The organism is Staphylococcus sp. FSL K6-3157, from assembly GCF_038005145.1.
Taxonomy (GTDB): domain Bacteria; phylum Bacillota; class Bacilli; order Staphylococcales; family Staphylococcaceae; genus Staphylococcus; species Staphylococcus equorum.
Map to the genome: position 1 here is coordinate 1564524 of NZ_JBBOSM010000001.1, position 13927 is coordinate 1578450.

The 13927-nt window shown below is 34.0% G+C and carries 9 protein-coding genes; 3 read left to right on the top strand and 6 right to left on the bottom strand.

The features are described from left to right. Positions 1-144 precede the first annotated feature (144 nt). From MHB47_RS07575 to parE, 3 genes are all read right to left on the bottom strand, one after another. Positions 145-1590: an alanine/glycine:cation symporter family protein gene (locus tag MHB47_RS07575; RefSeq protein ID WP_002507688.1), complete on the bottom strand. Its 1446-nt coding sequence runs from the start codon at positions 1588-1590 to the stop codon at positions 145-147. Positions 1591-1843: 253 nt separating this feature from the next. Beyond that, complete coding sequence (gene parC / locus MHB47_RS07580) at positions 1844-4246, bottom strand: DNA topoisomerase IV subunit A (protein WP_021338799.1); 2403 nt, start codon at positions 4244-4246, stop codon at positions 1844-1846. Beyond that, positions 4243-6237 (bottom strand): DNA topoisomerase IV subunit B, encoded by a 1995-nt coding sequence (gene parE / locus MHB47_RS07585; protein ID WP_031265907.1) that lies wholly within the window; start codon positions 6235-6237, stop codon positions 4243-4245. Before parE ends, parC begins: the two co-directional genes overlap by 4 nt. Positions 6238-6441: 204 nt before the next feature. Here parE and plsY point away from each other — a divergent pair, with 204 nt between their 5' ends. Both plsY and MHB47_RS07595 read left to right on the top strand, forming a co-directional pair. After that, a complete protein-coding gene (gene plsY / locus MHB47_RS07590; protein ID WP_340757294.1) occupies positions 6442-7050 on the top strand; it encodes a glycerol-3-phosphate 1-O-acyltransferase PlsY in 609 nt (202 codons plus the stop codon). 352 nt (positions 7051-7402) lie between these two features. Next, the gene (locus MHB47_RS07595) at positions 7403-7699 is read left to right on the top strand and encodes a HesB/YadR/YfhF family protein (RefSeq protein WP_002507692.1); all 297 of its coding nucleotides are present in this window, start codon (positions 7403-7405) and stop codon (positions 7697-7699) included. Between the two features lie 275 nt (positions 7700-7974). On the opposite strand, the gene menI is transcribed toward MHB47_RS07595, so the two are convergent. The 3 genes from menI to MHB47_RS07610 all read right to left on the bottom strand — a co-directional run bounded on the left by menI (position 7975) and on the right by MHB47_RS07610 (position 13347). Continuing rightward, entirely contained in the window at positions 7975-8424 is a 450-nt protein-coding gene (menI, locus tag MHB47_RS07600) for a 1,4-dihydroxy-2-naphthoyl-CoA hydrolase MenI (protein WP_002507693.1), read from the bottom strand. Positions 8425-8635: 211 nt separating this feature from the next. Continuing rightward, positions 8636-11341 carry an aconitate hydratase AcnA gene (gene acnA / locus MHB47_RS07605; RefSeq protein WP_071562845.1) on the bottom strand — a complete coding sequence of 902 codons (2706 nt, stop codon included), beginning with the start codon at positions 11339-11341 and terminating at the stop codon, positions 8636-8638. Positions 11342-11703: 362 nt separating this feature from the next. Then, the gene (locus tag MHB47_RS07610) at positions 11704-13347 is read right to left on the bottom strand and encodes a glycine betaine uptake BCCT transporter (protein WP_071664886.1); all 1644 of its coding nucleotides are present in this window, start codon (positions 13345-13347) and stop codon (positions 11704-11706) included. A gap of 201 nt (positions 13348-13548) precedes the next feature. On the opposite strand from MHB47_RS07610, the gene mscL reads away from it, so the two are divergent. Then, positions 13549-13908, top strand: coding sequence for a large conductance mechanosensitive channel protein MscL (gene mscL / locus MHB47_RS07615; protein WP_340755972.1), 360 nt, complete (start codon positions 13549-13551; stop codon positions 13906-13908). The last annotated feature ends 19 nt before the right edge of the window (positions 13909-13927 follow it).

Consider the following 13927-nt stretch of genomic DNA (forward strand, 5'->3'; position numbering starts at 1 on the left):
TTATTATGTCAATAAGCATTATATAGTGAAAAATAGAAAAATGAAAGTAGTAAAGCGCTTTTCTATTAATTTTATAGTATTATTACATAAAAAAACTATGTATTTTCATTTTATAGAAAATACATAGTTACTCACTTTATATCATTATTTCTTTTTCATGCCCCAGCTTTCAATGCCAAATAAATTAATTTCTAATTCTTCTGGTTTAAAGATAGGTTTTTTGCCTGCTTTACGTTGACGTTGGTAATCATTCATAACTGCAAACGCAATATTAGATAATCCTATAATTGCCACTAAGTTGACGATCGCCATTAAGCCCATAAATACATCAGCTGTACCCCAAACGGTTTCCGTTTTAATTACTGCACCCACAAATACAAGTACAACAACTAAACATCTAAAAATAAATAATAATGTTTTGTTTTTTGATAAAAATTCAATATTCGATTGTCCATAGTAATAGTTTCCTACTACAGATGAAAAGGCAAATAATGATATTGCTACTGTTAAGAAAATACCACCAGCACTACCTAAATGTTCATTAAGTGCAGATTGTGTTACTGCAACGCCTTGAGCTGCATTTTCACCAAATTCTAATCCTGTATACAATAAAATCATAATCGCAGTTGCTGTACAAACAAGCATTGTATCAAAGAATACACCTAACGATTGAATTAAACCTTGTTTTACAGGGTGAGGAACCGCTGCTGTTGCGGCAGCATTAGGCGCAGAACCCATACCTGCTTCATTGGAGAACAAACCACGTTTAATACCTTGTAAAATTGCTGCACCAACTGCACCACCAGTCGCCTGTTCAAATCCAAAGGCGCTCGTAACAATCGTAGTAATCATCGGAATAATTTGATCATAATTGATAATCAGAATAACAAATACGAGACCAATATATATGACTGCCATAAATGGTACGATGACTGATGATATTTTAGCAATACTACGGACACCACCAAAAATAATAATACCTGTTAGTACTGCTAAAATAATACCGGTTACAACAGGGCTTATGCTATATTGTGTTTTTAATGATTCAGCGATTGTATTAGATTGCACAGTATTAAACACAAATGCAAATGTCACTGTAATTAATATGGCAAATAAAATACCTAGCCATTTTTGATTTAAACCTTTAGTTATGTAATAAGCTGGTCCCCCACGGAAACCTCCATCTTCATCAGGCACTTTATATACCTGTGCTAAAGTAGCTTCTATAAAAGCACTTGCCGCACCAATCAAAGCGATAACCCACATCCAGAACACAGCGCCTGGTCCACCTAAAACAATTGCAGTAGCCACACCTGCGATATTACCAGTACCGACACGAGATCCCGCGCTTATTGCAAAAGCTTGGAATGGTGAGATACCTTTCTTACCACTATCTAGTGTTTCGGGTTTTTCGCCAATGGCACGAAACATTTCTGGAATCCATCTTAATTGAACAAATTTAGAACTAATAGTAAAGTATAAACCTGCTGTTATTAGTAGCCCAATTAGGTATTGCGACCAGATTAAATCATTCCCGACTTGAACAAAAGTTTTGAACCAATCTGGAATTAAACTATCAAAATTACTCAATTTAATCCCTCTCATCTATATAATTTGAATTTTATAGCAAAATCAAGAGATTTATAGTCATTTCATGTACATATTAATAATCAAAATGCATATGTGCACATGAAAGTGAGCGAAGGTTTAACAGTGTTAAGCTAAAAGCCTTGCACTATCATATCTTGCTCCACTATAAATCTCTTGGTTTTATTTTTTATTGCACCTAAAAGGTATTTTATCATTATATAGTTGTATTTACTAACAGTTTTTTCAATTTATATTATTTAACAACTAAACTTTCTACTTCGCCAAAGTCATTAATATCTACTATGAAACTACCATTTGTATATTGTTCTGATAAATGAATATCTTTAATATCGCCAGTTTCTTGTTGTTTATTTGAATAGATTGTATATTGCTTTTGTCCTGGTTGGACAACTTCGGCAGCTACAATACGATGTGGTGCTTTCTTAAGTTCCTTCAACAATGTAAGTCCACGTTGTGCACGTTTTGCTGTTTGCAATACTTTAAATCCTATACGTTTTAATGAACCTCTTTGCGTAGCCATTAGAATTGAATCCTTTTCAGAAATCAATTGTGTAAGCACTGCATAATCCTCATCTTTTAAGTTAATAGATTTAACGCCAGCTGCTCTTAAACCAGTATCAGAAAGTTCATCACTACTATATGTTAATGACATACCTTTATGTGTAAGTACTGTAATCAGTTGTGGCTCTTCTATGCGCATGACATTAATAATTTCATCATCCGTTTTTAACTTCATTGATACTAATGGTTTATTAAAGCGTGAAGTTTTGAACATAGAAACATTACTTTTCTTAATCATGCCATCACGTGTAGCAAGAACATAAAATGCTTCAGGTTTAAAGTCACGTTCACAAAAGACATCTATAACATGTTCACCTTCATCAATAGGTACGATTTGCGATACATGTTGACCCAAATCTTTCCATTTGATCTCTGATAATTTATGCACTGGAATATACAAGTAACGTCCTTTATTAGTAAATACAAGTGCTGTATCTAAAGTATTAACTTCTTGATATTTCAGCAACTCGTCGCCTTCTTTGACACCAACTTCTTCAGCGCCACTTGCGTTAAAACTACGTAAAGAAGTACGTTTGATATAACCATGTTTTGTGACACTCATGATTACAGTTTCACTTGGTATCATAACTTCTTTGTCAATTTTGATTTCTGTAATTTCCGCTTCAATTGAAGACAAACGTTTTTGTTTATAGCGATTTCTTATTTCAGTTAACTCTTCTTTAATAACATTTAATAAGGCATCATGATTATCTAAGATATTTCTTAAAGCTTCGATAGTCTTTTTCAATTCATCATGTTCATTTTGAAGTTCAACAATATCTGTATTTGTAAGTCGATACAATTGCAACGTCACAATTGCTTCAGCCTGAGCATCACTAAAATCATATTCCGCTACTAAATTATTTTTAGCATCTTTTTTGTTTTTAGAACTTCTAATGAGTTTTATGACCTCATCCAAAATAGAAAGTGCCTTCATTAAACCTTCTACAATATGCATTCTACTTTCAGCATGGTTTAATTCATAGCGCGTACGTTTCGTCACAACATCAATTTGGTGATTGATATAGCTGTCAATAAATTGACGAATACCCATAAGTATAGGACGTCCATCACTAATCGCAACCATATTAAAGTTATATGCAACTTGTAAATCAGTATTTTTGTATAAGAAGTTCGCCACCGCTTCACTATTTACGTCTTTCTTCAATTCAATTGCTATACGTAAGCCAGTTCGGTCTGTTTCATCACGTACTTCAACAATACCGTCTACTTTTTTATCTGCACGTAACTCATCCATTTTTTTAACTAGTGAACTTTTATTCACTTCATATGGTACTTCGGTAACGATAAGCTCTTTTCTGCCATTTCTTAGTTCTTCTAATTCTACTTTAGAACGGACAATAATTTTACCTTTACCTGTTTCATAAGCTTTCTTGATACCGTCAATACCTTGGATAATACCACCAGTAGGAAAATCTGGTCCTTTAATATATTTCATCAACTGGCTCACTGTAATATCAGGATTGTCAATATATTTAAGCGTTGCTTGTATTACTTCTGCCAAGTTATGCGGTGGTATATCTGTTGCATAACCTGCAGATATACCGGTACTACCATTAATCAATAAATGAGGTAACCTTGCTGGTAATACCATAGGCTCCATTGTTGTGTCATCATAGTTCGGCATAAATGGCACTGTCTCTTTATTAATATCTCTTAATAATTCCTCTGAGATACGACTTAATTTAGCTTCCGTATAACGCATAGCTGCAGCCGGATCATTATCAATACTACCATTGTTCCCTTGCATTTCGATTAATACATGGCGTAATTTCCATTCTTGACTCAGTCGAACCATTGCGTCGTATACAGAGGAATCACCATGTGGATGATATTGTCCAATGACATCACCGACAGTTTTAGCACTTTTACGGAAATTTCTATCATACGTATTTCCACTTGAATACATTGCATATAAAATACGTCTTTGAACAGGTTTGAGCCCATCACGAACGTCTGGCAATGCACGCTCTTGAATGATGTATTTACTGTACCTACCGAATCGATCGCCAATAACATCTTCTAGCGATAAATCTTGAATTATTTCACTCAATTTATTTCCTCCTCATCGGGGTTTTCCTGTTCTAGAATTTGAATTTCATTATTATCCAAAATACTTTGTTCTTGTTGTAAGCCAAATTCAACATTTTTTTCAATCCATTCACGTCGTGGTGCTACTTTATCACCCATTAACGTTGTAACACGTTTAGAAGAACGTAATTCATCTTCAATTTGTACTCTAATTAATGTTCGCGTTTCAGGATTCATTGTTGTTTCCCACAATTGATCGGCGTTCATTTCACCCAGACCTTTATAACGTTGTAACGTAAAGCCTTTACCTAATTTATCTTGTAATTGCTCTAATTCTTCGTCAGTCCAAGCATACTCAATTTTTCTCGAAGCACCTTTACCTTTTTCTAATTTGTATAAAGGAGGTAGCGCAATAAATACTCTTCCAGCTTCTACTAAAGGTTTCATATACTTAAAGAAGAATGTTAATAATAATACTTGGATATGTGCGCCATCGGTATCAGCATCTGTCATGATAATGATTCTATTATAATTGCTATCTTCAATCTTAAATTCATTACCGACACCTGCACCAATTGTATGGATAATTGTGTTGATTTCTTCATTTTTGAATATATCATCAAGTTTAGCTTTCTCTGTGTTTATTACTTTACCTCTTAGCGGTAATATAGCTTGATACTTACGATCTCTTCCTAATTTAGCAGAACCGCCTGCTGAGTCACCCTCTACTAGGTATATTTCTTTCTTCTCAGTATTTTTACTTTGTGCAGGTGTTAACTTCCCTGAAAGCAATGTATCTTTACGTTTGTTTTTCTTTCCTGAGCGTGCATCTTCTCTTGCTTTACGTGCTGCTTCTCTCGCTTGTTGAGCTTTCAGTGCTTTTTTCACTAGAGATTTAGATAATTGCCCTTTTTCTTCTAAATAATACGGCAATTTGTCAGACACAACAGAATCAACTGCACTTCTAGCTTCTGGAGTACCCAATTTAGACTTGGTTTGGCCCTCGAATTGGAGTAATTCTTCCGGAATACGTAATGATATAATTGCTGTAAGCCCTTCTCTTATATCATTACCATCTAGATTCTTGTCTTTCTCTTTTAATTCGTTAATACGTCGTGCATAGTCATTAAACACACGAGTCATAGCTGATTTAAAACCAACTTCATGCGTTCCGCCATCTTTAGTACGTACATTATTAACGAAACTCAAGATACCTTCTGAATATTGATCGTTGTATTGAAATGCTACTTCTACTTCAATTTTATTCGCTTCACCTGAAAAATTAGCGACTTCGTGTAATACTTCTTTGCCTTCATTAACATAACTCACAAATTCTTTAATGCCATCTTCATAGTGGTAAACATCTTCACGTTCTTTACCAGCTCTTAAATCTCTAAGCGTGATTTTTAGGCTTTTAAGTAAAAAAGCCGACTCTTGTAATCTTTCACTTAACATATCGTAATTAAATGAAGTTGCTGCTTTGAAAATTTCAGGATCCGGTTTAAACGTTACTTTCGTACCTGTTCTTTTTGTTTTACCATGTTTTTCAAGTCCTGATGATGGTTTACCGCCATTTTTAAAACTTTGGGTATATATCGTACCATCTCTATAGATTTCAACCTCTAACCATTCACTTAGCGCATTGACAACTGATGCACCTACGCCGTGTAAACCACCTGAAGTCTTATATCCCCCTTGTCCAAACTTACCGCCTGCGTGAAGTACCGTGAAAATGACTTGAACTGTAGGCTTCCCTGATGTGTGGATACCTGTGGGCATGCCTCGTCCATTATCTTCTATAGTAATACTTTCATCTTTATTGATAGTTACTATAATTTCACTACCAAAACCGTTTAATACTTCATCGACGGAATTATCGACAACTTCATACACTAGATGATGTAATCCACGTTTATCGGTAGAACCAATATACATACCAGGTCTTTTTCTTACGGCCTCTAACCCCTCAAGAACCTGAATGGAATCATCCGAATAGTTATTTTGTTTATTCATTGCCAATCGTTTCGCCCTCCTACAAACATACGTTCGTTTTTAAAACTATACATTAGTTATTCTTATATAAATCTGGATAAATTGCAAGCACCAAATCAATTTTCAAAAAATAATTCATTTCTATATGAAAATTTTTATTCGTCTTATTATGGTCATATATGGTAAAATAATTTTAATGTCATTAAAGGATGTGGATTATATATGATGATGATTATAATCATGTTGATACTAAGTTACCTCATTGGTGCATTTCCAAGTGGCTATGTAATAGGGAAATTATTTTATAAAAAAGATATCAGACAATTTGGTAGTGGCAACACTGGCGCGACAAATAGCTTTAGAGTATTAGGTAAACCAGCAGGATTCCTAGTTACTTTTTTAGACATATTTAAAGGTTTCATTGTTGTCTTCTTCCCACTATGGTTACCTGTCAGTGCAGAAGGTCCTATTAGTTCATTTTTCACAAATGGATTAATCGTTGGCGCTTTCGCAATTTTAGGTCATGTATATCCAGTTTACCTTGGATTCAAAGGCGGTAAAGCCGTTGCTACAAGCGCTGGCGTTATACTCGGTATGAATCCTATCTTATTAATTATATTAGCAGCTATTTTCTTTATAATATTGAAGTTAACAAAATATGTTTCGCTTTCAAGTATTATTGCGTCAATCTGTTGTCTTATTGGTGCTGTACTCATTCGAGACGTCATCTTGGTTATCGTCAGCATCGGTGTGGTTGTATTACTAATCATTAGACACCGTTCTAATATTGTAAGAATATTCAAAGGTGAAGAACCTAAAATAAAATGGATGTAACTATTACACAAGTCACTATGTAAACAATCAAGTAATTAAAAAAAGCTAGAGGACATCCATTGTCTCCAGCTTTTTATTTTTAGCTTAAGACCCCTAACACCCACATACGAAGAAGTAATTTCTTCGATCACTTTAAAACATCATTACTTCTATTATACTACTAATGTAGCGCTTTAACATAGATTTTCGCTATTTCACATATGTCTAAATTGTTTTTAAATAATTTTCTAATAATTTATGCTATAATATCTTTAGTATTACTCAAAACGGGTAATGTATATAATACTAATTTTTAGATTAGTGACTAACTATCATAAGTTAAGCACTTGTGAACCGAAAGGAGACTTTTATTATGGAAATAGAACTTTCAAATAATGCAGTGTCTTGGTTTAAAGAGGAACTTGAATTACCCGAAGGTGACAAAGTCTTACAATTTTTTGTTCGTTATGGTGGAGAATTCCAGTTAAAACAAGGATTTAGCCCTGCCTTTAGCGTAGACAAAAAAGATGAAGTTGAAATTGGTTACGAAAACAATTACGAAGGTTTAGACGTTGTAATCGCTGAAAAAGATTTATGGTATTTCAAAGATGATAATTTATTCATCGATATAAATGATAGCGTTGACGAGATTTCATATACTACAAAATAATATATAGTTAAATTATTTTGAACTTAACTTAATGTACAATAGTGTTGATTATTATCTTTCTTCTATATGATATTGCTTACACAATTGTATTGAAACTATTATATTCAAATAATTTACTATTAGTATAATTAAACAAGGTTTCGAGATAAAGCATTAAAGTTAAATAAGAAAAAGGATGATTTCTATTAAATACTATAGAAATCATCCTTTTTTATTTGTCATGTCATGTATCATTTCATCAATACTTAACCCAAAACGTTATTAAACTAAATACCTTATACAAGCTCTAACGTTTCGCCTGCTTTATTTCTTTGATCAATATCAAGATAAGCTGTATGCCACTCTGGGAAATACTTGTCTAGTCTAATAGGCTTAAAGTCTTCTTTTTTAATACAGGTTAAAGTAGTAGACCCTGTAGTCGCTAACTCGCCTACTTCATTAAAAATCTCATAACGATAGACATATCTCAACCTAGAATATTTATCTACCCAAGTCTTAATTGTTACCTTTTCTGGATAAGTGATAGATTTAATATATTTAATGTCTATATCTGTTACAGGTGAGATAATCCCCGCATCTTCCATGTCTTTATAACTGAAGCCTAATTTAGAGATATAATCTGTACGTGCGACTTCGAACCAAGTAGGATAATTACCATGATAAATCACTCCCATTTGGTCAGTCTCTTGATAACGTGATTCTATTTTTGTCATACTGTAAATCATTTTACGTCCTCTTTTCAAATACACATAGTCAATTATTACACATTAAATATTAACATAAAAAAGGGAGCAGGACAGAAATCAACGTTTGATCTCATTTCCCCACCCCCACAAGACTGATTAGATAAAGAAATACAAGTGCTTAAGCTCTTGAATAAGAACTTAAAACAAGTGAATTTATATATCAGACAGTTACTGTGTAATCTTTAAGTTATTAATTACTAGCTAATTTTTTTCTTAATACAAGTTGTAAAATACCACCATGACGGTAATAATCCATTTCCACATTGGAATCAAAACGTGCAACTGCTTCAAATTCAATGACTTTACCATTTTCTTTTTTAGCTTGCACTTTAACTAAATCATGAGGTTTAACATTTTCATCAATATCAACTGAAATAACTTCAGTTCCATCGATGCCTAAACTTTCTGAAGACTCTCCATCTTTAAATTGTAAAGGTAATACACCCATCATAACTAAGTTTGAACGGTGAATACGTTCGTAACTTTGAGCAATAACTGTTTTAACACCTAATAGATTTGTACCTTTAGCTGCCCAGTCACGTGAAGAGCCCATGCCGTAGTCATTACCTGCTAATACTACTAAACCAGTGCCATCTTCTTTATATTTCATTGCTGCATCGTATATTGGCATTTGTTCACCTGTTGGCCAATATGTTGTGAATCCGCCTTCTGTACCTGGAGCCAATTCGTTTTTAATACGAATATTAGCAAAAGTACCACGAACCATAACTTCATGGTTACCACGACGTGAACCATATGAGTTAAATTGACGAATTGGAACATCGTGATCCAATAAGTATTTACCTGCTGGTGTGTCTTTACCAATAGCACCTGCTGGCGAAATATGGTCAGTTGTTACTGAATCTCCAAATTTACCCATAACACGTAAGTTCTTAAGTGATTCAATTGTTCCTGGTTCTTTAGATAAGCCTTGGAAGAATGAAGGGTTTTGAATGTAAGTAGATTCAGAATCGAAGTCATATAATGGTTTATCTGTAACATCGATTTCGTTCCACATTTCATTATTGTTGAATACCGTTGCATATTCTTCTTTGAACAATTCAGGTGTGACGACATTATCTACAGTATCAGAAACTTCTTTAATTGTAGGCCAAATGTCTTTTAGATATACATCTTCGCCATCTTTGCCTTTCCCTAGAGGTTCATTTTGTAAATCGATATTTACTGTACCTGCTAAAGCATAAGCAACAACTAATTGTGGTGAAGCTAAGTAGTTACCTTTAACTAAAGGATGGATACGTCCTTCAAAGTTACGGTTACCTGATAATACAGATGTAACTAATAAATCTTCTTCTGCTATAGCTTTTTCAATTTCTTCTAGTAATGGGCCAGAGTTACCAATACAAGTTGTACAACCATAACCTACAAGATTGAATCCAAGTTTATCAAGATAATCATTTAATCCTGAATCATTTAAATAACCTGTTACAACTTTTGAACCAGGCGCTAATGAAGTTTTAACGTATTCTGGAACTTCTAAACCTTTTTCTACTGCTTTTTTAGCAACAAGTCCAGCACCTAACATTACATATGGGTTAGAAGTGTTTGTACATGATGTAATCGCAGCAATAGCTAAGTCACCAGTTTTCATTGTTGTACTTGAACCGTCTTTAAATTCAATATCAACGGTTTTATCAAATTCGCTTTCATCAAATCCGTGACCTTGGTTACCTGCTGGTGCAGTAACTGATTTTTGGAATTCAGATTTCATATCACTTAAGGCAATTAAATCTTGAGGACGTTTTGGTCCTGCTAATGAAGCTTCAACAGTTGATAAATCTAATTCAACAACTTGAGTATATTCTGGTTCGTCTTCTTCTACGGTGAAGAACATGCTGTTTTCTTGTAAATATTTTTTCACAAGTTGGATTTGATCCTCAGAACGACCTGTTAAGCGCATATATTTTAATGCTTCTTCATCGACTGGGAAGAAACCACAAGTCGCACCATACTCTGGAGCCATGTTTGCAATTGTTGCACGGTCTGCTAATGGTAGATGTTGTACACCTGGACCAAAGAATTCTACAAACTTGCCAACTACGCCTTGTTTACGTAACTCTTGAGTCACACGTAAAGCTAAATCTGTAGCTGTTGCACCTTGTGGTAATGCGTTAGATAATCTAACACCAATTACTTCAGGAATTGGGAAGTATGAAGGTTGACCAAGCATTCCGGCTTCAGCTTCGATACCACCTACGCCCCAACCTAATACACCAAGACCATTAATCATTGTCGTATGTGAGTCGGTACCAACTAATGTGTCAGGAAATGCTACTGTTTCACCATCTACTTCACGAGCATGAACAACATTTGCTAGATACTCTAAGTTGACTTGGTGAACGATACCAGTTGCTGGTGGCACTGCACTGTAGTTGTTAAATGCTTTAGTAGCCCAATTTAAAAATTGATAACGTTCGTAGTTTCTTTCAAATTCTAATTTCATATTGCGTTCTAATGCATCTGGATTTGCATAACTATCAACCTGAACCGAGTGGTCAATAACTAAATCTACTGGTACTTCTGGATTGATTTTATCCAAATCTCCACCTACATCATTCATTGCTTTACGTAATGATGCTAAGTCTACAACAGCAGGAACCCCTGTGAAATCTTGTAGAATAACACGTGAAGGTTTAAATGGTACTTCGCCTTCTGTGCCTTTAGTAAAATCAGATAATGCTTTGATGTGTTCATCAGTGATTACAAAGCCATCTTCTTGTCTTAAAACAGACTCTAGTAATACTCTTATTGAGTACGGTAATTTTGATACTTTCGTTAAACCTTGTTCTTCTAACGTGTTTAAATCATAAAACGTATATGATTTTCCGTTAAGCTCAAACGATTTTTTCGCTTGTTGTTTGATATTAGAAGCCATAAAAATCCCCCTTGAAATTTATATTGATTATATGCCGTTATCTGAATTGTATAATTAAATGCAACTTAAAACAACTACATAAGACTAGAAACCTATATAATTTAGATTTGATTTTTCAATCAGTATGTATAAGTATAACTTATCACGCTATGATTGTGTAATAAGTTAATGTTATCAATTGAGAATCATTATCAGCTATATTTAATTATATATACATTTCTTTTTACTATTTTACATAGTTCTATTTACTTATATTTTTTATTTATATTAAATGCTTTAACATTAGCCGCTCATACTCAATATTTAATCTTTTTGCGCACAAAAAAACTGGGGATCCATTAGGATTCCCCAGTTAATTCACATTATTTTTCGTTTTTTTCATTGTCTCTTAATGGTTTACGTCTTTCAATAATGTCATCTTCATAATCATCTTCTTGATGTTGTACATAATCTTGCAATCTATGTTTGTTAGGTGCCAATGTTAAGCCTAAGAACTTACGCTCTTTGTTCGCATCTTTGTAGAATGAAACCATCATCATTATAACTACAAAGGAGAACGGTAAGGCACTTATAATGGCGGCACTCTGAATCGCATTCAGCGCTTGTGCGCCATCACCACCACCAGCAAATAATAATACGAAAGCAATTAATGACTGTGCAACACCCCAAGTGACTTTAACGTAATTCGAAGGATTTAACGAACCATATGTCGTTTGCATTCCTAGTACGAATGTCGCTGAGTCAGCTGATGTAATAAAGAATGAAGCAATTAATAGCAGTGCAACAATTGATAATATAATACCCATCGGTATTTCGTTAAATACAGCAAAGAGTTGTGTTTCTACAGTCATGTCGAATATTTCAGGATTTTTCTTACCAGTTTCAATACCTAGTACACCAAATACACTGAACCAAACGAAACTTACTAATGCGGGTACTAAGAGTACGCCTGCGATAAATTCGCGGATAGAACGTCCTTTTGATACACGTGCAATAAATATACCTACGAATGGACTCCAACTTAACCACCAGCCCCAATAGTAAAGTGTCCAACTAGACATCCATTCACTTTTTTGAGGGTTTAAAGCTGCTGTATCAAATGAATTAAATAAGAATGTGTTCAATAGACTACCTGTTGAACTTGTCATCATATTTAAAATTAATACCGTTGGCCCAATAATTAGTACAGCTACCATCAATATTAAACCTAAACTAATATTTAGATTACTTAAATATTGGATACCTTTACTTAATCCAGACCAAGCACTCATAAGGAATAATATTGTTACAACTAATATGATAATTCCTTGTATCCATATATTAGTTGGGACGCCAAATAAGTAATTCAAACCACCATTGATTTGTAATGCACCCATACCAAGTGATACGGCCACACCTACAACAGTAGCAAATACTGCTAATACATCAATCATTGTCCCGATAGGACCTTCTACTTTATCGCCTAAGATAGGACGTAAAGTTCTAGAAATAAGTCCTGGTTCACCTTTTCTAAATTGAGCATACGCAAGCGCTAATGCTACTACGCCATAAATTGCCCATGCGTGGAATCCCCAGTGGAAGAATGTTGCGCGTAAACCTTCAGTATACGCTTCAGTTGTTTTTGGATCTGCAGTTGGTGGGGCAGCAAAGTTAGCCATTGGTTCAGCCGCACCATAGAATACAAGCCCAATCCCCATACCAGCACTAAATAACATTGCAAACCATGAAATCGTATTAAATTCTGGCTTGTCATTTGGTTTACCTAGTTTCAGTTTACCAATAGGGCTAAATATTAGGAAAACACAGAAGAAAACAATGAGCGTTGTAAGTATTAAATAATACCATCCAAGTTTGTCCGTTATCCATAGTTTGATTGTATTCGTAACAGTGTCAAACTGTTCTGGTAGAAATGCACCAATAAGTACTACAATCGCTACGATAATCGCACTATAGATAAAAACTGGAGATATCTTCTTACCGCTAGGTTGGTTGTTAGAAGAATTCATAAATAATAACTCCCTTTCTCATCTTATTTAATTTTTAAAAAACCTAAATAGAAAAATTACAATAAATTCTATTTTTATCTTTCGCCACGTCTTAGAATAACAAACCCCCGTGTTAATATCAAATTTAGTTAAAAAAACTATTCTCTTTATTTGAAACTTATTGTATAATAAAATTTATATTTAATTAAGAGGTGTTATATAATGTTAAAGGAATTTAAAGAATTTGCATTAAAGGGTAATGTCTTAGATTTAGCAGTAGCTGTAGTTATGGGTGCAGCTTTCAACAAAATTGTTACAGCACTAGTTGCATACATTATCATGCCTCTAATTGGTTTGATTTTCGGAACTGTTGACTTTGCAAAAAGTTGGACGTTTATGGGTATCGAATATGGTATGTTCGTACAATCAATCATAGATTTCATTATCATCGCTTTTGCATTGTTCATATTTGTTAAAATTGCAAATACATTAATGAAACCTGAAGAAGACGAAGTCGAAGAAAACACTGTATTACTAACAGAAATCCGCGATTTACTACGTGAAAAAAATGAATTAAACTAGCCTTAGGCATTTGATGTTT

Coding starts and splice junctions, on each gene's coding strand:
- parE (WP_031265907.1), bottom strand. CDS start 6,237: ATGAATAAACAAAATAACTATTCGGATGATTCCATTCAGGTTCTTGAG.
- plsY (WP_340757294.1), top strand. CDS start 6,442: ATGATGATTATAATCATGTTGATACTAAGTTACCTCATTGGTGCATTT.
- MHB47_RS07595 (WP_002507692.1), top strand. CDS start 7,403: ATGGAAATAGAACTTTCAAATAATGCAGTGTCTTGGTTTAAAGAGGAA.
- menI (WP_002507693.1), bottom strand. CDS start 8,424: ATGATTTACAGTATGACAAAAATAGAATCACGTTATCAAGAGACTGAC.
- acnA (WP_071562845.1), bottom strand. CDS start 11,341: ATGGCTTCTAATATCAAACAACAAGCGAAAAAATCGTTTGAGCTTAAC.
- MHB47_RS07610 (WP_071664886.1), bottom strand. CDS start 13,347: ATGAATTCTTCTAACAACCAACCTAGCGGTAAGAAGATATCTCCAGTT.
- mscL (WP_340755972.1), top strand. CDS start 13,549: ATGTTAAAGGAATTTAAAGAATTTGCATTAAAGGGTAATGTCTTAGAT.